Source organism: Micromonospora sp. KC721 (genome assembly GCF_004348355.1).
GTDB lineage: Bacteria > Actinomycetota > Actinomycetes > Mycobacteriales > Micromonosporaceae > Micromonospora.
The window spans coordinates 1-20,782 of the sequence record NZ_SMJY01000059.1 but is presented as its reverse complement, the minus strand read 5'-3'; the positions used below and the strand labels follow the sequence as shown (position 1 = coordinate 20,782).

Annotated in this window: 21 protein-coding genes; 7 read left to right on the top strand and 14 right to left on the bottom strand. The window is 73.7% G+C overall.

Translation table 11 applies throughout. The features are described from left to right. The first annotated feature begins 58 nt into the window (after positions 1 to 58). A complete protein-coding gene (locus E1182_RS13075) occupies positions 59 to 580 on the top strand; it encodes a SigE family RNA polymerase sigma factor (RefSeq protein ID WP_132264551.1) in 522 nt (173 codons plus the stop codon). Further along, the gene (locus E1182_RS13070) at positions 573 to 1,808 is read left to right on the top strand and encodes a hypothetical protein (protein ID WP_132264548.1); all 1,236 of its coding nucleotides are present in this window, start codon (positions 573 to 575) and stop codon (positions 1,806 to 1,808) included. Before E1182_RS13075 ends, E1182_RS13070 begins: the two co-directional genes overlap by 8 nt. Before the next feature lie 4 nt (positions 1,809 to 1,812). Here E1182_RS13070 and E1182_RS13065 read toward each other — a convergent pair whose 3' ends face one another. From E1182_RS13065 to E1182_RS13040, 6 genes are all read right to left on the bottom strand, one after another. After that, entirely contained in the window at positions 1,813 to 2,265 is a 453-nt protein-coding gene (locus E1182_RS13065; protein ID WP_132264545.1) for a hypothetical protein, read from the bottom strand. Beyond that, the gene (locus E1182_RS13060) at positions 2,262 to 3,029 is read right to left on the bottom strand and encodes an SGNH/GDSL hydrolase family protein (protein WP_132264543.1); all 768 of its coding nucleotides are present in this window, start codon (positions 3,027 to 3,029) and stop codon (positions 2,262 to 2,264) included. Before E1182_RS13060 ends, E1182_RS13065 begins: the two co-directional genes overlap by 4 nt. Before the next feature lie 106 nt (positions 3,030 to 3,135). Beyond that, on the bottom strand, positions 3,136 to 4,185 hold the full coding sequence (locus E1182_RS13055) for a phosphatidylinositol-specific phospholipase C (RefSeq protein ID WP_132264540.1): 1,050 nt from the start codon (positions 4,183 to 4,185) through the stop codon (positions 3,136 to 3,138). A 44-nt stretch (positions 4,186 to 4,229) separates the two neighbouring features. Next, positions 4,230 to 5,336 (bottom strand): hypothetical protein, encoded by a 1,107-nt coding sequence (locus E1182_RS31675; RefSeq protein WP_207921384.1) that lies wholly within the window; start codon positions 5,334 to 5,336, stop codon positions 4,230 to 4,232. A 145-nt stretch (positions 5,337 to 5,481) separates the two neighbouring features. Further along, entirely contained in the window at positions 5,482 to 6,585 is a 1,104-nt protein-coding gene (locus E1182_RS13045; RefSeq protein ID WP_132264538.1) for a hypothetical protein, read from the bottom strand. Beyond that, positions 6,582 to 7,106 carry a SigE family RNA polymerase sigma factor gene (locus E1182_RS13040; RefSeq protein WP_132264536.1) on the bottom strand — a complete coding sequence of 175 codons (525 nt, stop codon included), beginning with the start codon at positions 7,104 to 7,106 and terminating at the stop codon, positions 6,582 to 6,584. Before E1182_RS13040 ends, E1182_RS13045 begins: the two co-directional genes overlap by 4 nt. A gap of 286 nt (positions 7,107 to 7,392) precedes the next feature. Here E1182_RS13040 and E1182_RS13035 point away from each other — a divergent pair, with 286 nt between their 5' ends. The 3 genes from E1182_RS13035 (at position 7,393) to E1182_RS13025 (ending at position 8,958) form a co-directional block, all read left to right on the top strand. Continuing rightward, positions 7,393 to 7,812 (top strand): CBS domain-containing protein, encoded by a 420-nt coding sequence (locus tag E1182_RS13035; RefSeq protein WP_132264533.1) that lies wholly within the window; start codon positions 7,393 to 7,395, stop codon positions 7,810 to 7,812. Between the two features lie 64 nt (positions 7,813 to 7,876). Continuing rightward, positions 7,877 to 8,302 carry a SufE family protein gene (locus E1182_RS13030; RefSeq protein WP_132264531.1) on the top strand — a complete coding sequence of 142 codons (426 nt, stop codon included), beginning with the start codon at positions 7,877 to 7,879 and terminating at the stop codon, positions 8,300 to 8,302. 20 nt (positions 8,303 to 8,322) lie between these two features. Further along, a complete protein-coding gene (locus E1182_RS13025) occupies positions 8,323 to 8,958 on the top strand; it encodes a DsbA family oxidoreductase (protein WP_132264529.1) in 636 nt (211 codons plus the stop codon). A gap of 75 nt (positions 8,959 to 9,033) precedes the next feature. Here E1182_RS13025 and E1182_RS13020 read toward each other — a convergent pair whose 3' ends face one another. From E1182_RS13020 to E1182_RS12995, 6 genes are all read right to left on the bottom strand, one after another. Next, entirely contained in the window at positions 9,034 to 9,585 is a 552-nt protein-coding gene (locus tag E1182_RS13020; RefSeq protein WP_132264571.1) for a YbaK/EbsC family protein, read from the bottom strand. 186 nt (positions 9,586 to 9,771) lie between these two features. Beyond that, positions 9,772 to 9,966 carry a hypothetical protein gene (locus tag E1182_RS13015; RefSeq protein WP_132264527.1) on the bottom strand — a complete coding sequence of 65 codons (195 nt, stop codon included), beginning with the start codon at positions 9,964 to 9,966 and terminating at the stop codon, positions 9,772 to 9,774. 37 nt (positions 9,967 to 10,003) lie between these two features. After that, positions 10,004 to 10,792 (bottom strand): SDR family oxidoreductase, encoded by a 789-nt coding sequence (locus tag E1182_RS13010; RefSeq protein WP_243706198.1) that lies wholly within the window; start codon positions 10,790 to 10,792, stop codon positions 10,004 to 10,006. 57 nt (positions 10,793 to 10,849) lie between these two features. Next, positions 10,850 to 11,497, bottom strand: a complete 648-nt coding sequence (locus tag E1182_RS13005; RefSeq protein WP_165942597.1) for a GAP family protein — start codon at positions 11,495 to 11,497, stop codon at positions 10,850 to 10,852. Positions 11,498 to 11,617: 120 nt separating this feature from the next. Continuing rightward, the gene (locus E1182_RS13000) at positions 11,618 to 12,991 is read right to left on the bottom strand and encodes an MFS transporter (protein ID WP_243706197.1); all 1,374 of its coding nucleotides are present in this window, start codon (positions 12,989 to 12,991) and stop codon (positions 11,618 to 11,620) included. A 170-nt stretch (positions 12,992 to 13,161) separates the two neighbouring features. After that, a complete protein-coding gene (locus E1182_RS12995; RefSeq protein ID WP_132264522.1) occupies positions 13,162 to 13,422 on the bottom strand; it encodes a hypothetical protein in 261 nt (86 codons plus the stop codon). Positions 13,423 to 13,636: 214 nt separating this feature from the next. On the opposite strand from E1182_RS12995, the gene E1182_RS12990 reads away from it, so the two are divergent. Together E1182_RS12990 and E1182_RS12985 are read left to right on the top strand one after the other, a co-directional pair. Further along, positions 13,637 to 18,112 (top strand): HAD-IC family P-type ATPase, encoded by a 4,476-nt coding sequence (locus E1182_RS12990; protein WP_132264520.1) that lies wholly within the window; start codon positions 13,637 to 13,639, stop codon positions 18,110 to 18,112. Further along, on the top strand, positions 18,093 to 18,896 hold the full coding sequence (locus E1182_RS12985; RefSeq protein WP_132264517.1) for an MBL fold metallo-hydrolase: 804 nt from the start codon (positions 18,093 to 18,095) through the stop codon (positions 18,894 to 18,896). The genes E1182_RS12990 and E1182_RS12985 overlap by 20 nt, the downstream gene beginning before the upstream one ends. A 78-nt stretch (positions 18,897 to 18,974) precedes the next feature. Here E1182_RS12985 and E1182_RS12980 read toward each other — a convergent pair whose 3' ends face one another. Both E1182_RS12980 and E1182_RS12975 read right to left on the bottom strand, forming a co-directional pair. Further along, complete coding sequence (locus tag E1182_RS12980) at positions 18,975 to 19,394, bottom strand: CBS domain-containing protein (RefSeq protein ID WP_132264515.1); 420 nt, start codon at positions 19,392 to 19,394, stop codon at positions 18,975 to 18,977. 74 nt (positions 19,395 to 19,468) lie between these two features. Continuing rightward, the gene (locus tag E1182_RS12975; protein ID WP_132264563.1) at positions 19,469 to 20,431 is read right to left on the bottom strand and encodes an L-threonylcarbamoyladenylate synthase; all 963 of its coding nucleotides are present in this window, start codon (positions 20,429 to 20,431) and stop codon (positions 19,469 to 19,471) included. Between the last annotated feature and the right edge of the window lie 351 nt (positions 20,432 to 20,782).

Below are 20,782 nucleotides of genomic sequence, written 5' to 3'. Positions count from 1 at the left end.
GCGGAACCGGCCGCCCACACGTGTCAGGCGCGGGACCCGCCGACCACAGAGGATCGACATGACCGTACGGCAGCAGACCGGGGCACCCCCGGACGCCGCGTCAGCCGGGGAGTTCACCGACTTCTACCAGGCACACTTCCATCGGATCGCGGTGCAGCTCTACGCGTACCTGGGGGACCACGCCGAGGCGCAGGACCTCACCCAGGAGGCGTTCTGCCGGACGCTGGAACGCTGGGACCGGGTCAGCGGGTACGACGATCCGTCGGCCTGGGTCCGACGGGTGGCCTGGAACCTGGCGACCAGCCGGTTACGCCGGATGCGGACCGCCGTGCGGCACCTGGCCCGGCAGCGGGAGGAACACGTGCCCGGTCCGGGCCCGGACCGGGTCGCGCTGACCCGGGCCCTGGCCACCCTGCCTGCCGCGCAACGGCAGGCGATCGTGCTGCACCACCTGGGCCAGCTGAGCGTCCGGGAGATCGCCGAGCAGGCCGGTGCGGCGGAGGGCACCGTCCGCTCCTGGCTCTCCCGGGGACGCGCCGCGTTGGCCACCTACTTCTCGGAGGAGGCCCCCGATGCCTGAGCGCACGGTGGAACGGATGTTCGCCGAGTTCGAGGCGGAAGCCCTGACGATCTTCCGTCCTCCGGGGGTGGCCGCGGCGCGGCGACGGGCCCGGGTGCTCCGGCGCCGTCGCCGGGGCTTCCTGGCCGCTGTGGCGGCGCTGCTGCTGGGCGGCCCTGCCGGCGCGTTCGCCCTGGCCAACAGGGACGACGCGCCGACTCCGTCGCCGATGCCCACCACCTCGCCCAGCCCGTCGGACGAGCCGGTGGTACGCCGGATCGCGCCCTCCGGAGCACCCGGCACGCTGCAGGAGCTGCGGTTTGTGAACGCCCGCACCGGCTGGGCCCTGTTCAGCACCTGTGCGCTCGGTGGTGGTCCAGCCTCGGAGTGCCGCTCCGCGGTGGTACGAACCGACGACGCCGGCCTGACCTGGCGGACGAACGCCGTCCCGGACCGCATCCGCGGTCACCTTCAGCTGATCCCCGGCCCGGACGGCGGGACGCTGGCCGTGATGGCGCAGACGGGTTGGCTGGTGACCTCCGACGGGGGCCGGACCTTCACCGAACATCCTCGGGATTCCCCGCCTCTGCCGGCGCAGCGGGCGCTGGCCACCCTCAGTGGTTATCTGCTCCGCTGCGCGGACGCCACCGCGCTGACCGTGGTCGACCCGGGGCCTGCCTGCACCCGTCAGGTGCTGGCGACGGTCGGGCAGCGTCGGCTGCCCGACCAGCCTCCGGTGCAGTTGCGGACCACCCAGCCCCACCAGCTCGCCGAGGGTGGCGACCGGCGGCTGTGGCTGGCGGTCCACCAGGAGGGCCGGACGATCGTGCTGGTCCGCGGCAGTGCGGCGACGGACCGGTGGCGGAAGCTGCCTTCGGTCCCGGGCGAACTCAGCTTGCTGGTGTCACCGGACGGCCGGCACGTCTGGCTGGCCGGCTTCCAACAGCGCAAGCCGCTGTGGCAGCTCACCGGGGACAGCTGGCGGGAGCTTCCCGGCCTGCCGGACGACACGGGATCGGTGGCCGCACTCGACGACGGGCTGCTGATCGTCGGCGGCGTGTACGGAACCGTCGGTTTCATCGTCGAGGGCCGCTACGTCGACCGCCCCGAACTCCGAAACCGGGTGGGGTCGACCGGCCCGGGCGTCGGGGTGCTGGCCGATGGCACCATCGAGCTGGACTACGGCGGCCCGAAGGCGCTGGGCGCCGGCTCGGGCACCGAACGCACCTGGGTGCGGTTCGCCTCCTGACCGGTCAGGCCCGGCGGTGCACCAGCCGGCCGGCGACCACCGTGGCCAGGCAGGTGCCGTCGTCGGCGAGGACGGCCAGGTCGGCCCGCCCGCCGGTCACCACCACCGGCGGGCGCGGCCGGTCGAGCACCGCCAGACCGTTACGGACGGCGGCGGCCCGCAGCCCCGGGTCGGTCAGGAACGCGGCGGGCACCGCCGCCACCCCGGCCCGGAACAGCGCGTGCACCCGCTCACGCGGGCTGGGTGCGGGGGGCAGCGGCCCGTCGTGCACCAGCGCCGGACCGAGGGTGCCGGGCCACCACCGCACCCGCACGCCCGGGTACGCCTCGGTCAGCTCTCCCAGCGACCCCACCGCCTCGATCCGGTCGCCGGCGACCAGCACCGCCCGGTCGGGTAGGGGGTGCTCGTCGAAAGTCGTCCTGAGCCGGGTGGCGGCGTGGACGGTGCGTACGGTCACTCGGTGACCGGGCCGAGCATCGGGCGCTTGGCGGTGACCAGGTCGCCGGAGGAGCGGCCGGTCAGCCGTCGCCTGAGCCACGGGGCGAGGTGCCGGCCGGCCCAGCGCAGGTCGGCGGCGCGGGCGGCCAGCCAGGGCGTGGGTGCGGGCCGCTCGGGGACGAGCAGCCATTCCTCGTCGCAGCCGACCCCGAGCGCGGTCAGCACCTGCCCGGCCACCCGTCGGTGCCCGGCGGCGGACAGGTGCAGCCGGTCGGTGCTCCACAGCATCGGATTGAGGAACGTGTCGTCGGCGTACAGGTCGACGAGGATCGCACCGTGCCGCTCGGCGGTCTCCCCGACGGCCCGGTTGAGCAGTTCGACCCGCGGCGCGACCAGCCGCTGGCCGGGTAGCCGGGCCATCACGTCGGCGAACCGGAACAGGATCACGTCGGCGCCACCGGAGCGGAGCCGGCCGACCACCTCGTCGAAACGGCTGACCAGCGTGTGCGGGTCGAAGCTGCGGCGCAGAATGTCGTTTCCGCCGGCCGCGAAGCTGATCAGGTCGGGCTTCATGGCCAGGGCTGCGGGCACCTGCTCGGCCACCACGCGGGGGAACAGCCGACCCCGGATCGCCAGGTTGGCGTAGCCGAAGTCCGGGCCGGCCTCGGCGGCCAGCCGGGTCGCCACCAGGTCCGCCCAGCCCCGGTAGGTGCCGTCCGGGTACGCATCGTCCATGCCCTCGGTGAAGCTGTCCCCCACCGCCACGAAGCTGCGCCAGCGCACGCCGCCTCCCTCGTCCGGTTGCCTGCGGCGACCAGTTTGCCACCGCGTGTCCCGGTCGCTACGCCACGCCCCCGGACTTGGCCAGTCAGAGTTGATCAAGAATTGTTCAGGAGGTCAGGCCGGCGTTCGCCGCGATGATCCGGTCGATCAGGCCACCGCCGGGGAAGTCCATCATCAGCATTCCGGTACGGCGGACCGGCGGGTGCACCTCCGGCCCCTCGTTGAGGTACGTCAACAGGAACGGGTTGACCCCCTGCACGCCGAGCGCGCCGCCGGCCACCGCCTCCGGGGTGGCGAACACACTCCCCCCGCTGGCGAAGTTGACGTACATCCGGGTCGGGTCACCGGCGCTGGTCGCATCGAGGTGCCGGCGCACCCGGTCGCGTTTGGTGGCGATCGCCCCGACGTTCGGCACGTGGTACTCGTCCTGCACGTAGGTGGAGGAGCCGTGGCCCCAGTCGGCGAACTGGGCCAGCCCGTACTGCCCATGCCGGCCGCCGCGCGGGCCGTGCAGGACGGCGAGGACGACCTTGCCCCGGACCGCGCCGAGGGCGGGCACGGCGGCCCCGGTCCACCGGTTCACCGAGGGCACCCAGAACAGGCCGGGCCGGGCGGCGCGGTAGCGGTCGAAGACGTCGGCGAAGCCGAGCTGCCCGCTGGCGTCGGTGCAGGAGCCGAACTCCCCGGTGCACTCGTGTTTGAGTCGCATGACCACGGTCTCGGTGGGCCGGGTGGCGAGGAACGAGCCGAGGACGTTCAGCACGTCGTCGAAGTTGGCCTGCTGGTAGGTGCCGCCATGGTGGATGGTGAGGGTGTTGCCCTCGTTGATGCGGGCGCGGATGTCGACGGCCCGCACGCCGGCTCGGAGCTGGACGGCGAGGGTGGCGGCACTGTTGCCGTGGTTCTCCTGGGTCTGGGTCCAGGCTCCACCGTGGATGGCGAGGGTGTCGTGGGTGCCGGGCAGGGAGAGGGCGGCGAGGCTGGTGGCGTCCGGCAGGTGCCGCATCCAGTCCGGGTTGTCGGCGGTACGCAGGGAACGGTGCGCGGCATCGGCTGCCTGCGCCGGGGCGGGCGCCGCCAGTAGCCCGCCGGTGGCGGCGAGCACGGTGGCGACGAGTCCGGCGATGAGGTGCCGCCGACGGAGGGGGGTATCCATGCCGGGGAATATAGCGATCTTCGCGCTCGGAGCAGGCGGGCCACCTACCCGGTGACCGCCACGATCTGCCAGTCCCGCCAGTCAGCGGACTCGATGACGGCAGAGACCTGACGCCCGGCCCGGTCCACCAGCAGCAGCGCGTAGCCGGTTCCTGCGCGTACCCGCAGCACCAGCAAACCGTCCGGCCGGAAGTACGCCTGCCGGATCTCCCGGCCCCCGGTCGGCAGCGTGATCTCCCGCCCGGTCCGCGTCTGGAGCACCGCGTTGACCATGAGCATCCGGCCGACCTCTCCCGCCTGCTCGTCGGGTCGGGTACGGAACAGCGCGATCCGGCTGCCGTCTGGGGAGAGACTGGCGATGTGGGTGCAGCGCCAGGGCGCGGGACCGGACAGGTGCGGAACCGGGCGAGGGCTGGTGCCGTCCGGGCCGAACAGGGTCACCCCGGTGGCGCTGTTCATGGCGATGGTCCGACCGTCGGCGGACCAGAGCGCGTGGCACGCCTGCGGTTCGACGTCCCACCACCGGACCGCGTCCCTGCGGGCGCGGGTGTCCACCACCCCGAACCGGCCGGGGGTACCCATCGGGTCGGCCGCCCGGAACAGCAGGTGTTGCGAGTCCGGCGACCAGGTCGGCGTGACGCAGAACTGGTCCACGTGCCGGGCCAGCGCCCGCTTCCGCGAGCCGTCCACGTCCGCCACGAAGAGGGTGGCCGCCCGTTCGGGGTCCACCCAGGCGACCCGCCGGCCGTCCGGCGAGACGCTCGCGTTGGCCAGCGCCGCCACCTGCGGCAGCGCGGCCAGGGTCTGCGGCTTCTGCCCGGGCCGCCACGACCGTAGCCGGACCTCCCGACCGGCGAGGTGTTCGGCCGGCAGGTAGAAGATCCGACCGATCGCCGACGGGTCGCCGGTCGGGGTGACGGCGGCAGCCGGTGGGGCCGAGGCGGATCCGGCCGGCCCGGCGGACGATGGTGGTGTGGTCGCCGGCAGGATCGGAACGGGAGCGGCGGACGGCGCGGCTGCGGACCGGCGTACGCCGGGCAGGTAGGCCAGGCCGACGACGATCACCAGCACCGCGGCGGCCGCGGTCATCGCGTACCGACCGGTGCGGTGCCGCGCGGGACGGGCGGTACGGTCGGACAGGTCGATGGTCATCGCGTCGCCTCCGGCATCGGTTGCTGATACCTCCCAGACGGTTGTCCGGTCGGGGAGGGTTGCCGGAGACGACGCCGATGTCCGACACGTGACAATGACCTCTGCCGGCAACCGTCACCCGCCGTCGCACCGGGCGTCTTGCCGGTCAGGACGAGGTGACGGCGAGGATCTGGTGGTTCCGCAGCGCTGCGGGCTCAACCGCCTCGGTGACCCGGCGCCCGTCGGAGTCGATCAGCAGAAGGCGGGTGCCGTCCGTCCCACTCACCCGCGCCACCAGCCTGTCGTCCGGCAGGAAGTACGCCTGGAGCAACTTCCGCCCACCCAGCGGCAGCGCGACGCTCGCGCCGGTACGCGTGTCGAGGATCATGTTGACGCTCAGGTTCCGACCGGTGTCCCCGCCTTCCTGCTTGTAGTCGATCCGCAGCAACGCAACCCGCGAGCCGTCCGGCGACAGGCTGGCCACGTCGTAGCTGTAGTAGTGGTTGCCGCCCCCCAGTCTCGGCACCACACGGGTCGCCATGCTCTTCCGGTTCGTGACGACCACCTGGCCCTTGCCGTCGGTGTACGCGAGGAACCGACCGTCCGCGGACCAGACCGGGTGGCAGCTGTCCGCCTCGATCTTGAGGCTGGTGAACGTGCCCGTCCTGATGTCGACCAAACCGTGCAGCAGCGCGAGCGGAACACCCGGTTTGTGCGAGACGGCCACGGTGAGCGCCTGGGAGTCGGGTGACCAGGACGGCCCCCAGCAGCTCCCCCCCTCCACACGCGCGGTGACCACCCGCCGACCCGGTCCGTCCACATCGGCCAGCATGAGTTCGGTGTCCTGGACCCACGCCACCCGCGTGCCGTCGGGGGAGACCGCCGCGTTGGTCCCCAGCACCGATCCGGGCAGGTCGACCAGTGTGCTGAGCTCACCCCCCGGCCGCCAGGCCGACAGCGGGATGCTGGCCTGGTCGCTGACCGTCGGGAGGTAGAAGACCCGCCCCACGTTCACCCACCGGTCCGCGGGGCTGGGGCTGGCGGCGACGGGCGGGGGATTGCCGGGCGTCGGGTCCGGGGTGACGCCCGGCTGGATCGCGAAGGCGGTGCCGGTGGCCGCGCCGAGCAGCGCCACCGCCGCGGCCGAGCTGGCGACCGCCCGGCGGATGCCGAGCCGGCGTGACGTGCGCAGGACACGGTCGCGCAGGTCGACCGGGGTGGCCTCCTCGGCCAGATCGGCCAGGTCCAGCCGGAGACGCTGGTCGTTCATCGGGCGCTTCCTTCCAGGACGTACAGGTCGGCGAGTTCCGGTGCGACGGCCCGCAACTTCGCCAGGGCCTTGGAGGTCTGGCTCTTGACGGTGCCGACGGTGACGCCGAGCATCTCGGCGGCCTCGGCTTCGCTGCGGTCCTCGAAGAAGCGCAGCACCAGCACGGCGCGCTGCTTCGCGGAGAGCCGGGCCAGTGCGGCCCGCAGGGTGAGGCGCAGGGTGGTCTGACTGGCATGGTCGCCGTCGTGCCGCCGGGGCTCGGGCAGCTCACCGGTCACCGCCTCGGCGACGCGACGGCGGCGCCACCAGGAAACCTGTAGGTGGTACATGGTCTTACGGGTGTACGCCTCGGCGTTGCCCGTGTCGTACAGCCGGCTCCACGACCGGTGGGTGCGGGCCAACGCCGACTGCACCAGATCCTCGGCCAGGTGCTGGTCCCCGGTCAGCAGGTACGCCGACCGCAGCAACGCCGGTGTCCGGGTACGGACGAACAAGTCGAACTCACTCAGCAGCGGGTCCACACAAGCCGATCCTGGTAGAGGGTTTCCGACGACCCCCCAGACGCCGGTGCGGGCCGCCGGGGTTGCCGTCACATCGGAACAGAATCGCCGGGGCGGACGGTATTCGGATCGCCGGCCGGCGACCCCGACCGTACGCTGCGCTGATGTTGCTTCGTACCTCGACCGCGCTGCTGCGGACCCGGTAGCGGCTCCGACGGGTAGGTGCTCGAGCATCCCCGCAACGGGGTGTAGCCGACACGCCACGGGGTACCGCAACGGGATCGACGTTGGTGTAGTGGAGGCTGCCATGTTCCGGGTCAGTGACGTGATGACGAAGCAGGTGGTCTACCTGCCCGCCGAGACCACCCTCGACGAGGCGGCGCGGGTGATGAAGGAGGCGGACATCGGCGACGTGGTGGTCACCGACGGCGCCACCCTCGCCGGGCTGCTCACCGACCGGGACATCGTGGTGCGGGCGGTCGCCGAGCGCAGCGACCCGGCGGCGACCACCATCGGTTCGATCGTCACCCGCGAGGTGGTGATGATCGAACAGCACTGCACGGCGGCGGAGGCCGCCGCGCTGATGCGCGAACGGAACATCCGGCGGGTGCTGGTCTGCGACAGCGATCGCAAGCTGGTCGGCATCGTCTCCCTCGGTGACATGGCCAGGCAGCTCGATCCCAACTCGGCGCTCGCCGAGATCAGCGAGGCCGCGCCGAACGGCTGACCGGCCGGGCCGCGTCCGAAAGGCGCGGCCCGATCGACTGCTGGGCGCGGCGTAACCTGGCGGGATGCCCGAGATGCCGACGAAGCTGGCCGAGATCGTCGAGGAGTTCGCCGCCGCGCCGCGCGACGTGGTGCTGGAGATGCTGCTCGACTACGCCGACGTCATTCCGCCGCTGCCGGCCGGGACGGACCGGGACGACCTGGAGCAGGTGCCCGAGTGCCAGACCGCCTTCTTCCTGCGGGCCGAGGTGAACCCGGACGGCACGGTCAGTACGGTCTTCGACTGTCCGCCCGAGGCGCCGACCACCCGAGCCTTCGCCGGCATCCTCGCCGAGGGGTTGGCCGGGGCGAGCGTCGCCGAGGTGTTGGCCGTGCCCGGCGATCTGTATCAGCGGATGGGGTTGGCCCAGGCGATCAGCCCATTGCGGGTACGCGGCGGCATGGCGATCCTCGCCCGGCTCCAGCGTCAGGTCCGGGAACAAGCCGGTTGACCTCGGCGTTCATCTCGACCATGGAGATCGAGATCTACGCCGACGTGGTGTGCCCCTGGTGCTGGATCGGCAAGCGCCGGCTGGAGCGGGCCCTGGAGTCGTACGACGGCGAGGTGACCGTCACGTACCGGCCGTTCCAGCTCGACCCGGCGCCGGTCACCGAGCCCCGCCCGTTGCTCGACGCGCTGGCCGACAAGTTCGGCGGCCCGCAGCGGGCCGAGGCGGCGGCCGCCCAGGTGACGCAGGTCGCGGCCGGCGTGGGCCTGGAGATGCGCTTCGACCGCGCGGTGTACGCCAACACCTTCGAGGCGCACCGACTGATCCGGTTCGCCGCCGCGCGGAGGCGCGCCGGGCAGGTCGTCGAGGCGCTCTATCGGGCGCACTTCGCCGACGGCGTGGACATCGGTTCGCGGGACGCCCTGGTCGAGCTCGCTGTCGACGCGGGCCTGGACGGGGCCGAGGTCCGGGAACACCTGGCGTCGAACCTGGGCCGGCGCGAGGTGGCCGCCGACCTGTCCGCCGCCCACCAGCTCGGCGTACGCAGTGTGCCGACCTTCGTGCTGGCCGGCAGGTACGCGGTCAGCGGCGCGCAGGAGCCGGAGACGTTGCTCGGCGCGCTGCGCGAGGTCGCGCAGCGCGAGACCACCGCCGAGTGACCGGTCCGCCTCGGGACAGCGGACCTCGGGGCCGGAGTTCGATGTTTCACGTGCAACAACATTGACATACGCCAATCACTGGACGGGCTTGGCCAGCCCTTCCAGCACCGTCGCCCCGGGCAGCGCACCGAGCGCCGGCCCGGGGATGACGATCTTGCTGTGTCGTACGCCGGATCCGACGATCACGTGCGGAGCGGCGATCACCCGCGCGTCGACCAGGATCGGCCAGGATTCCGGCAGCCCGATCGGGGTGATCCCGCCGTACTCCATGCCGGTCATGCCCACCGCGTCGGCCATCGGCGCGAAGCTGGCCTTGCGTACGTCGAGCGTCCGTCGGCCGGTGCCGTTGACGTCGGCGCGGGTGGTGGCCAGCACGACACAGGCGGCGTAGCGGATGCCGCCCTCGCGCCGGCCCGCGACCACCACGCAGTTGGCGGACACGTCCAGCCCCACCTCGTACGTCGCGCAGAACGCCGCCGTGTCGGCGAGGTCGGCGTCGATCGGGGCGACCAGCACGTCGTCCGCGTCGATCGGCGCGTCCGCCGGCCACTGTGCCAACGCGGCGGCGACCGGCGGCGCCAGCAGGTCGGGGCGGCTCCGGGCGGGTTCGGTCTTCAGCGTCCCCATCACGGATGCGATCCTGCCATCCGCCCGACGGTCCGCGTCACCTCCCATGCCGCTTCTCGCCGGGCCCGCGCTCTCCCGTCGCGGCAGGTGGCGGCTCAGCGGCGCTTGACACCGCCACCTGGCGCATACCGCGATGCCATCCGTCGCGACGCCCCACCCGCCGCGCCACGCGTGGGGCGAGTGGGGTCAGTTGCCGCTGAGGAAGGCGTTGTCACGCAGGAACGCGCGGTCGGCGGCGGCGGCGTTCTGCGCCGTGCGCAACGCCTGCGGACGTCCTGCCTCCAGGTCCTCCATGCCGTGCCGGACCGCGAGCCGGATCACGCCGTACAGGAAGACGAACCCGAAGACGTAGAGGATGACGGTGGCGATGAACATGAGCATGCCGTCACGGTATGGCGAACACGAACGAGGAAAAGCTTCATCTCGCGCCGGTTCGCCCGTACGTGTCGGCGAGGTGATCGGCCCAGGTCCGGGTGCCGGTCGGGGTGGCGGTGGTGGTCAAACCACCCTCGCGTAGCGCCCGACCGAGCCGGCCCGGGTACCGCACCGGCAGCAGCGGACGGTGCGATCCCCGCGCCGCCTGCCAGGCGCGTACCGCCTCGTCGAAGCGGAGCACCTGCGGCCCGCCGTACTCCTCGACGCCACGCAGCGGCCCAGCGGTGAGCCGTTCGGCGAGCCGGCCGGCGACTTCGTGCTGGTCGACGGGTTGGGCGAGCACCGCCGGGTCGCCGACCACCGGGCCGAACCGGCTCGCCGCGCGCAGCAGGACCTCCAGGAACGGCGGGAACTGGGTGGCGCGCAGCACCGTCCAGGGCACCGGGCCCGCGGCGATCACCTGTTCGGCCGCCAGCTTGTGCCGGTAGTAGCGGTACGGCACCCGGTCGACACCGACGATCGAGACGTACACGAGATGACCGACCCCGGCCCGCCCGGCGGCGAGCACCAGACGGCGGGTGCCGAGCACGTCCACCCGGTGGGTGTGCCGGCTGTTCGGCAGCGACGCCAGGTGCAGTACGGCGTCCACACCGGTCACCGCCTCGGTCAGCCCCGCCCCGGTGGCCAGGTCCACCACCGCCCAGTCCGCCCCCGGGTCGTGGCGTGGCCGCCGGCTCGTCGCCCGTACGTCGAACCCGTCGGCGCGCAACCTTGGCAGCACCGCCCGTCCCAGCATGCCAGTCGCCCCGGTCACCAGAACCTTCACGAACATCACCCCTTCCGGGCGGTCGACGGATCGGGAGAGCCGATCGTGACACGGAGGCACGTCTCACCCCATCAGGTCGGCCCCGGTGATCAGGATGAAGAACCCGATGACGATCTCACTGACGATCCACGAGTGGTGGTACGCCCAGTCACGGATCCTGGGCAGCACCCGCGCGGCCCGTCGTCCGAGCAGCACCAGCGCGAGCAGGGGTGACGCGAGCAGCAGCAGGGTCAGCAGCATGAACGGCAGCAGGTGCCACCACGGCAGGTCGTGCCGAGCGGCGCTGGCCCCGACGGTCAGCATGGTGAGGTCGTCGGAGGGCATCGCCAGGAACAGGGCCAGCGCGAGCCGGAAGGCGTACCCGGGTTCGGCGTGCTGGAGCTTGCCCATCCAGCCGGGGCTGCCGGCCCGGTGCCGGCGGAGGAAGACCACCACCGCCAGCACCACCAGCAGCGCCAGCACCACCCCGTCGATCGCGGTCTCCACCGGGCTCCGGCCGGCCCGGTGGCCGGAGCCGCCGACCGCGCCCTTGATGTCCTTCGTGACCAGCCAGGCGAGCGTCGTGACGGGCACGACCGCGGCGGCGGCGCCCGCCAGGAAGCCGGCCGAGGCACGACGCGGCCGGTCCGCGCTGGCCAGGAAGACCGCTGCCACCAGCTGCGTACCCGCCACCATCACCACGGCCATCGGCAGGATGGTCAGGAAGTCCACCACCCAATCCTGGCCGCCCGCCCGGTTCCGTCACGCCCGATCAAGCCGTCGATCATGAACTTGCCGTCTGACACCGCCCCCCACACCGCGGACGGCCAATCTCATGACCGGCAGGGCGGATCAGCGTGACAGGGTGACGCGGGGGGCCAGGATGAGGCCGAGGAGAGCGCAGGACGCGGCCACGGCGAGCATCGCGGCGTACTCACCCGGTCCGGGCACCGGGCCGGCGGCGAGCACCGCACCGGTGAGCGCCAGTACGGTGGCGGCGAAGAGCGAGTCGCCCAGTTGCAGCGACGAACTGTTGCGCCCCTGCTCCTGCGGGGCGGACAGCTCCAGGGTGAGCACCGACAGCGACGGGTAGAGCAGCCCCATCCCGGCCCCGGCGACCGCCCAGCCGCACACCGCGACCGCCACCGGCAGCGCCGGCCACACCGACAGGGTGACCAAGGCCGTGCCGACGGTGACGCAGGCCAGGCCGGCGCGCGGGAATGTCGCCGACGAGCGGGGCGCGGGCAGTCGTCCCTGCAACCAGGAGCCCACCGACCAGGCCAGCGCGCCGACGGTGAGCACCAGACCGGCGGAGGTCGGCGAGAAACCCCGTTCCCGGGAGAGCATCAGCGGGATCACCACCTCGGCTCCCGCGAACGCCGCCGCCGCGAGCCCGCGCAGCCCGATCACCGTGGGCAGGCCGCGCCCGGCCCGCAGGAAACCGGCCGGCAGCAGCCGGGGCGCACAGCAGGCCAGGCCGACCAGCGCGGCCACCACCAGCGGTACGGCGGACGCGCCGCGCTGCTGCCCCCCGTGGTGCAGCAGTGCGGCGCTCACCCCCGCCCCGGCCGCCCAACCGATCCGCGCCAACGCCCCGACGGGCAGCCTCGCCACGGCCGGTGGGCGCAGTCCCCGCAGACCGGGCTGGACCAGCAGCGCCGCCGGCACCGCCACCGCCGGTACGGCGAGAAAGACCCACCGCCAGCCCAGGTGCTCGACGATCAGCCCGGCCAGCGCCGGGCCGACCAGTGACGGTACGACCCAGGCGGCGGCGAACGCGGCGAACACCTTCCGTCGCAACCGCTCCGGGTACGCCTGCCCGACCACGACGTACAACGCGACCGAGAGCAGACCCGAGCCGAAGCCCTGCACCGCCCGACCGACGACGAGCTGCCCCATCCCGGCCGCGCTGCCGGCCAGCAGCAACCCCACCACGAACAGCCCGACGCCGCTCCACATCGGCACCCGTGGCCCCCGCACGTCGCACCAGATGCCGGAGAGCACCATGGCGAACACCCCGGCGGCGAAGGTGCCGCCGAAGGCGAGCGCGTAGAGGGGCAGCCCGTCCAGGGCCCGAGCGACCGTGGGCATCGCGGTGCCCACCGCCAGCGCCTCGAAGGCCAGCAGGGACACCAGCGCGACGATGCCCACGGTCATCGCGCGCAGCCGCGGGTCGTACAGGTGGGCGACCGGGCTGGGTGCCTCGGCCGACGCGGTGGCCGTCACCGACCGGCCAGCGAGCCGGGCGTCCGCCGCGGACGCGACGGTGGCCGTCCGGGCCGGTACGGGTACCAGATGGTGCGGTCCCGACTCGTCGCGTGCCGGAGCGGTTCGATCGACATGGGTTCAGCCTGCGACCTGAACCCGACTTGAGGTCAATGGTGAGCCAGCTCTCATCAGGCCGATTCCAGCGCCTCGCCGATCCCTCGGACCAGACCGGAGAGGTGCTGGTCGGCAAGGAGGTGCCCGGCGGTGATCACCAGCGCCAGCGGCCACTCGATGACCTGGAACGCGGCCAGCACGCCCAGGCCGGCGTAGTAGGCGATCTTGTCCGGCGGCGGCACCGCCACCGCACCCAGCACCGGCACCTCGACCCGCCGGTTGTAGGCGTGCACCGTCTCGTGACCGCCGCTGAGATGTCGCGTGATCGTGCTCATCCGGGGCCTCCCCTGCTCGTCGGTCGTCCCCGGATTCCACCGCCACCGGCGTCCATGCCCCACCGGCTGCGGAAACTTCCCCCGTACCGGCGGCATAACGGACGTGACGGTGGGAAGGCAGGCCGCCGGACAACGCGGGAGGCGAGATGGCGTACGGCAGCAGCGGCGGCGTGGACGGCGGGGAGCGGGGCCGACGGCTCGGCCGTACCGCTCGATGACCACGTTGGGCCGACTCGCCGACCAGGTGCGTCCGCCGGTGCCGTCCCTGGTCGTCGACGCCTCCCGTACCGTCGGCGCGGTCGCGTCCCGGCTGGTCCGCGCGTCCGGCCTGACCAAACGCCGGGTCTGGTCCCGGAACGGCCGGCACCACATCGAGGTGCACGGCGTCTGCCAGGACGGCGGCGACCGGCTGGCCCGCCAGGTCGAGCAGGCCCTGGAACGGATACCCGGGGTGGCCTGGGCTCGGGTGAACGCCCCCTCCGGCCGGGTGGTGGTGGCCGTCGAGGAGCCGAAGCCGACGCTGCGTGACCTGATCGCGACGGTGGCCCGAACGGAACGGGTGTGCCCGCACGAGCCGGACCCGGACATCCCGCCGCCGCACCCGCCCGAGGAGGGGCCGCGCACCCCCCGCACGCTGGGTGCGCTGGTCTCCGACGCGTTGGGTCTGACCCTCTCGGCGGCCACCCGGATCCTGCCGTTCGCCCCGGTGCCCGGTGAGGTGTCCGGGTTGCTCACCGCCGTCGACCTGCATCCGAAACTGCACGCCCTCGCCGACCGGGGGCTGCGCGCCGACCCCCGCGCCGACGTGATCTTCCCGCTGGCCGAGGCGGTGGCGCAGGGTCTCGCCGGCGGCTGGGCCGGGATCGTGCTGGACGGCGTACAGCGGATGGTCCAGTGGGGTGAGGCCCGGGCGCAACTCTCCGCCTGGAACCGGGCCGAGCCGCGACTGACCGGGGATCCGGAGCGGGCCGTCGCCCGCTCCCCGGCGGCCGAACGGCCGTGCCCGAAGCCGGACGGTCCCGCCGAACGGTACGTCAACTGGGCGCTCGGGGCCGGCGCGGTCGCCACGGCGGCGGCGTTCCCGCTCGTCGGCTGGAAACGGGCCGCCGCGCTCGGCCTGACCTCGCTGCCCAAGGCCCCGGGCAGCGGCCGTGAGGGGTACGCCGCCCAACTCGGCCGGATACTGGCCCGTCGGGGCGTGATCGCGATGGACCGCAGTGTGCTGCGGGAACTCGACCGGATCGACACGGTGGTGCTGGACGCCGCCGTCCTCGGCTCGGAGCGGGGCGTGCTGGCGGACCTGGCTCCGCTGGCCGGGGCGGACACCGGCGAGGTCGCGGCCCGCGCGTTCGCCCTCTTCACCCCGGACGAGCCGGCAGCGGTCCGGGACGAGAACGGCTGGCGGCTCGGGCCGCTGGGCGGACTGGACGCCGACGACCCGGGAGACACCCCGGACAGCCGGCGACTGCGCGCCGGCGGCGGCCTGCTCCTCGGCCTCGCCCACGCCGGCCGGCTCGCCGCCGTCATCCGGGTCGCCCCGGAACCCGCGCCCGGTGTCGACCTGCTCCCCACCGCCGCCCGGCAGGCCGGTCTGCGGTTGGTGGTGGCCGCCGACGACCCCCGGCGGTACGACTTCGCCGACGCCGTACTCCCCGGCGGGGCGCGGCTCGCCGACTCGGTGCGTGCCCTGCAACGCGACGGCGCGGTGGTGATGCTGGTCTCCGGCGACCGGGCGGCACTCGCCGCGTCCGACTGTGGGCTCGGCATTGCCGCCCCGGACGACCTGCCGCCCTGGGGCGCCCACCTGCTCGTCGGCACCGACCTGCGGGTCCCGGCGTTGCTGATGGAGGCGGTGGGGACGGCCCGACAGATGACCCGGCGCAGCATCCACTTCGCCATGGCCGGCACCGGGCTCGGCGCGCTCGGCGCGTTCACCGCCGACCCCAGACAGTTGCCCAGCCGGGCACTGGCCGCGGTGAACGGGGCCGCCGCGTTGGCCTTCGCGCACGGCGTGTGGCGGGCGCACCGGTTGCCCGACCCGACCGGGACGCCCGCGCCGGCCACCACCGCCTGGCACCTGATGCCCGTGGAGACGGTGCTGCGCCACCTCGACACCACACCGGACGGGCTCACCGACGCCGAGGCCCGCCGCCGGCACGGCGGAACCCCCACGGGTACGCCCGGCTCGGGAGGTTTGCTGCGCGCCTTCGTCGACGAGCTGTCCAATCCGCTCACCCCGGTGTTGGCCGCCGGGGCGGTGCTGTCGGCCGCCGTCGGGTCGCTGGCCGACGCCGCCCTGGTCGGCGGGGTGGTGGGCGGGTCGGCGCTGGTCGGGGCGGTGCACCGGCGCAGCACCGAACGGTCCCTGGCCGCGTTGCTGTCCCGCTCGGCGGTCACCGCCCGGGTCCGCCGCGACGGCGCCGAGCAGGTGCTCGCCGCCGACGACCTGGTGCCCGGCGACGTGATCGTCCTCAATACCGGGGACGCGGTGCCGGCGGACTGCCGGGTGCTGACCGGCGACGGGTTGGAAACCGACGAGTCCTCGCTGACCGGGGAGTCGCTGCCGGTGGACAAGTCGGCCGAGCCGGTGGTCGCCGCCGTCGTCGCCGACCGGCACTCGATGCTGTACGAGGGCACCACCATCGCGGCCGGTCACGGCACCGCCGTGGTGGTGGCGGTCGGCGCCGACACCGAAGCCGGCCGCAGCCTGGCGCTGGCCCGGCAGGCGCCCCCGGCCAGCGGGGTGGAGGCCCGGCTCGGCCGGCTGACCAGCGCGGCGGTGCCGCTGGCGGCGGGCTCGGCGATCGCGGTCGCCGGGACGGGGCTGCTGCGGGGCGTACCGCTGACGGAGACGGCGGCGACCGCGGCGAACCTGGCGGTGGCGTCGGTGCCCGAGGGCTTGCCGTTCCTGGTCAGCGCGGCGCAACTGGCGGCAGCCCGGCGGCTGGCCGAGCACGGCGCGCTGGTGCGCAACCCGCGCACCATCGAGGCGCTGGGCCGGGTCGACGTGCTCTGCTTCGACAAGACCGGCACCCTCACCGAGGGCAGGTTGCTGCTGGCCGGGGTCGGCGACGACGACCGGTACGCCCCGGTGGACCAACTCGACGACGGGTTGCGGAGCATCCTCGCCGTCGCGTTGCGCGCCACCCCGTACGCGGATGACCCGGACGAGTTGCCGCAGCACACCGACCGGGCCGTCCGGTACGGTGCCCGGGACGCCGGGGTGACCGAGCGGACCGGTGCGGACGGCTGGGAGGCGGTCGGTGGCCTGCCGTTCGAGCCGTCCCGGGGTTACCACGCCACCGTCGGACGCGCCGACGGCGGGCTGCTGCTCAGCGTGAAGGGCGCACCGGAGACGGTGCTACCCCGGTGCGGCGCGTGGCGTACCCCCGACGGGCGGGACGAGCCGCTGGACGACGAGAGCCGGGACGGGCTGCACGCCATGCTCGCCGACCGGGCCGGGGCGGGACACCGCATCCTCGCCGTCGCCGAGTGCCGCGCGGGTGCCGAACAGGTGACCGACGAGCGGGTGACCGGCCTGGTGTTCGTCGGTTACGTGGCGTTGGCCGACGGGGTACGCGAGTCCGCGGCGCCGGCGGTGCGCCGGATCCGGCAGGCCGGCGTGCACACCATCATGATCACCGGCGATCATCCCGCGACCGCCGCGGCGATCGCTTCGATCATCAGCCCGGATCACGAAGAGCAGCGGGTGGCCACCGCCGCCGAACTGGACCGGCTCGACGACGACGCCCTCGCCGAGCGGCTGTCCCGCACCGACGTGGTGGCCCGCTGCACCCCCGCGCACAAGGTGCGGATCATCCAGGTGTTGCAGAAGCACGGTCGAACGGTGGCGATGACCGGGGACGGCGCCAACGACGCGCCGGCGATCCGGCTGGCCGACGTCGGTATCGCTCTCGGCCAGCGGGGCACCCCCGCCGCCCGTGCCGCCGCCGACCTGGTGGTCACCGACGATCGGCTGGAGACCATCATCGCCACCCTGGTGGAGGGTCGGGCGATGTGGTCGTCGGTACGCCACGCGCTGAGCATCCTGGTCGGCGGCAACCTCGGCGAGATCGCGTTCAGCGTGCTGACCGCCGCCATCACCGGCCGTTCGGCGCTGACCGCCCGGCAACTGCTCCTGGTGAACCTGCTCACCGACCTCGCGCCGGCGCTGGCCATCGCGGTCCGGCCGCCCGGGGCGGACCACGCCGACGGGCTGCTGCGGGAAGGCCCGGACACCTCCCTCGGCGAGACGATGACCAAGGAGATCAGCCTGCGGGCCGCCGCCACCACCCTGGGCGCGACCGCCGGGTGGACCCTGGCCCGGCACACCGGCTGGCGGGAACGTCGGGCCGGCACGGTGGCGCTGGTGTCGCTGGTCGGCACCCAGCTCGGCCAGACGGTGCTGGCGGGTGGAACCGCTCCGACCGTGCTCGCCTCCACCGCCGCCTCGATCGGGGTGCTGGCCGCAGTGGTGCAGACCCCCGGCGTCAGCCAGTTCTTCGGCTGCACCCCACTCGGCCCGGTCGGGTGGGGCATCGCCGCCGGGTCGGCGCTGGGCGCGACGTTCGCCAACGGGGCCCTCACCCGGCTGGTCGACCGTCTTCCGCCACCGCCCGGCGTCAACCCGCCACCGGCTTCGACCGACGGATCGAGGGTACGGACCGGGGATGACCATGGACACAGCTGAGGTGACGTTCGTCGGCACCGCGACGACGCTGCTGCGGATCGGCGGGTTCACCCTGCTCACCGACCCGAATTTCCTGCACCGGGGGCAGCGGGCGTACCTGGGCAAGGGGTTGTGGTCGAAGCGGAGCACCGAGCCGGCGTTGACCGTCGCGCAGCTACCCACCCTGGACGCGGTGGTCCTGTCCCACCTGCACGGCGACCACTTCGACCGGGTGGCCCGCCGGGAACTCGACCGGGAACTGCCGATCGTCACCACCCCGGCGGCCGGCCGAACGCTGCGCCGCTGGGGGTTCGGGGCCGCCGAGGGCCTGCCCACCTGGCAGTCGCGCGAGCTGCGCCGGGGCGACGGCACGCTGCGCCTGACCGCGCTGCCCGGCCAGCACGGGCCGGGGCCGCTGGACCGGTTGCTACCCGAGGTGATGGGTACGATGATCGACCTGGAACGGGCGGGCGCTCACCGGTTCCGCCTCTACGTCACCGGGGACACCCTGCGCACGGCGCGGCTGGCGGAGATCCCACGGCGGTTCCCCGACGTCGACGCGATGCTGATCCACCTGGGCGGTACCCGGATCGCCGGCATCCTGCTCACCATGGACGCGAAGCAGGGCGCCGACGTGGTGGAGCTGATCCGGCCGAAGCTGACCGTGCCGATCCACTACGACGACTACCCGGTGTTCCGCTCTCCGTTGCGGCACTTCGTGGCGGAAGCGAAGCGGCGCGGGTTCGTCTCGGCGGTGCGGACGATCGCCCGAGGCGAGACGGTGCCGCTGACGCCGCCGTTCTGACGCCGCAACGGCGTCTCCTCGTACGGTCGCCGCCCTGCCGGCCGGAGCCGGCGGGCGGCGACCGGTGGTGGATCCGGGTCAGCTCCGCTCGGAGATGGCTTCGATCAGGTCACCCACCGGGCGTTCCGGTAGCGACCGGGCCACGTCGGCCACCGCCACAATCCCGACGAGCTGGTGCCCGTCGATCACCGGCAGCCGGCGTACCTTGTGCTTGCCCATCGTGCGCAGGATCTCGGTGGCGTCGTCGTCGGCACCAATCGTCACCGCCTCACCCTGGGCCAGCTCACCGGCGGTCACGTTGGCCGGGTCCTTCGCCTGGGCGAGCACCTTCACCACGATGTCGCGGTCGGTCAGCATGCCCTTGAGCCGGTTGTCGTCGCCGCAGATCGGCAGCGCACCGACCCCGAGCTCGGCCATCCGCTTGGCGGCGGTGCGCAGGTCGTCCTGTTCGCGGACGCAGGTCACGTCCGCGGTCATGATGTCGCGTGCGGTCGGCATGATCACACCTCACTTTCCGGGGGGTCGTCGTCACACATCCGTACCCCCGGATGGCGGGCCCATGCACGCGAGCGTCAGTCCACGGTGTCCCAGGTGGCGGCGGCGCGGCGCAGCCGGTCGTTGATCGCCCGGCCGACCCCCTCCTCCGGGGCCGGCTCGGCGTGGATCTCGGTCACTCCGGCCGCGTCGAGCCGGTGCAGGGCGTCGAAGAGTCGGGCGGCGGCCTCCGTCACGTCCCCATCGGACGAGAGCACCTCGACCGCCGCGTACCCGGCAGGCGGGGCCTCTTGGAAGGCCAGAAAGCCCCGCCGGCGGCCGTCGCCGGGCGGCGGCTCCACGCCGGACACCACCCGCAACGGGGTACGCGGCGCGTAGTGCGCGGCCAGCGTCCCCGGCGCAACCGGCTGCCCGGAGTTGCCCGGCCGTACGCGCACCGGCCCCACCGCCGCGACCAGTTCCTCCACGGCGAGCGCACCGAGCCGCAACACCACCGGCTGCGGACCCCGCGCGTCCACAATGGTCGACTCGATGCCGCACCGGGTGGGGCCGCCGTCGAGCACCACCTCCACCGCCGCGCCCAGCCCTCGTACCACGTGTTCGGCCCGGGTCGGGCTGAGCTGCCCGAACCGGTTCGCGCTGGGCGCGGCCACCGGCACCCCGGCGGCCCGGATCAACGCCCGCGCGGACGCCTCGTCCGGCACCCGCACCGCCATGGTGTCCAGCCCTGACGTGACGATGGGTGGAATCGCCGCCGGCCGGTCCACGATCAGGGTCAGCGGCCCTGGCCAGAATCGCCCGGCCAGCGCGGCGACCGCCGCCGGCACCGGACCGGCCAACTTCTCCAGGTCGGCGGTGTCGGCCAGGTGGGTGATCAGGGGGTCGAAGCTGGGCCGCGCCTTCGCCTCGAAGATCCGCGCGGCGGCCCGGGCGTCGAGCGCGTTCGCGCCCAACCCGTAGACCGTCTCGGTGGGGAACGCCACCAGGCCACCGTCGCGTAGCACGGCGGCGGCCTCGGCGATGCCGGACTCGGCGGGCAGGACACGTGGGGATCGGGAGGTCACGCCCCGACGCTAACCTGCCCCCGGCGTCCCCTGACCGCCGGCTCGGCGATCCGGGGGACCGCTGCCAGTCGTCGTGCTCCGCCGTCAACGGCAGAAGACAGCAGAGGGTCAGGACCATCAGGTGCCACGGCTTGATCGCTCACATGGCTGACACGGTAGGCAGCGAGGCCAACCCGCCGACCGCCCCGGGGGATGCCCCGGCGGGTGACTGCACCGGACTGGAACGATCGACGCCATGCCGCCCTCGCGCCCCGCGTTCACGCTTCTCTCCGTACTGCTCCTCACCACCGGTACGAGCTGCGGCGGTCCCGAGGCGTCTCCCCCGCC

Bases quoted from the DNA above. Each gene is read 5' to 3' on its own strand.
- E1182_RS13075 (WP_132264551.1), top strand. From the start codon at position 59: ATGACCGTACGGCAGCAGACCGGGGCACCCCCGGACGCCGCGTCAGCC.
- E1182_RS13070 (WP_132264548.1), top strand. From the start codon at position 573: ATGCCTGAGCGCACGGTGGAACGGATGTTCGCCGAGTTCGAGGCGGAA.
- E1182_RS13055 (WP_132264540.1), bottom strand. From the start codon at position 4,185: ATGGATACCCCCCTCCGTCGGCGGCACCTCATCGCCGGACTCGTCGCC.
- E1182_RS31675 (WP_207921384.1), bottom strand. From the start codon at position 5,336: ATGACCATCGACCTGTCCGACCGTACCGCCCGTCCCGCGCGGCACCGC.
- E1182_RS13045 (WP_132264538.1), bottom strand. From the start codon at position 6,585: ATGAACGACCAGCGTCTCCGGCTGGACCTGGCCGATCTGGCCGAGGAG.
- E1182_RS13035 (WP_132264533.1), top strand. From the start codon at position 7,393: ATGTTCCGGGTCAGTGACGTGATGACGAAGCAGGTGGTCTACCTGCCC.
- E1182_RS13030 (WP_132264531.1), top strand. From the start codon at position 7,877: ATGCCCGAGATGCCGACGAAGCTGGCCGAGATCGTCGAGGAGTTCGCC.
- E1182_RS13025 (WP_132264529.1), top strand. From the start codon at position 8,323: ATGGAGATCGAGATCTACGCCGACGTGGTGTGCCCCTGGTGCTGGATC.
- E1182_RS13020 (WP_132264571.1), bottom strand. From the start codon at position 9,585: ATGGGGACGCTGAAGACCGAACCCGCCCGGAGCCGCCCCGACCTGCTG.
- E1182_RS13015 (WP_132264527.1), bottom strand. From the start codon at position 9,966: ATGCTCATGTTCATCGCCACCGTCATCCTCTACGTCTTCGGGTTCGTC.
- E1182_RS13010 (WP_243706198.1), bottom strand. From the start codon at position 10,792: ATGTTCGTGAAGGTTCTGGTGACCGGGGCGACTGGCATGCTGGGACGG.
- E1182_RS12995 (WP_132264522.1), bottom strand. From the start codon at position 13,422: ATGAGCACGATCACGCGACATCTCAGCGGCGGTCACGAGACGGTGCAC.
- E1182_RS12990 (WP_132264520.1), top strand. From the start codon at position 13,637: ATGACCACGTTGGGCCGACTCGCCGACCAGGTGCGTCCGCCGGTGCCG.
- E1182_RS12985 (WP_132264517.1), top strand. From the start codon at position 18,093: ATGACCATGGACACAGCTGAGGTGACGTTCGTCGGCACCGCGACGACG.
- E1182_RS12980 (WP_132264515.1), bottom strand. From the start codon at position 19,394: ATGCCGACCGCACGCGACATCATGACCGCGGACGTGACCTGCGTCCGC.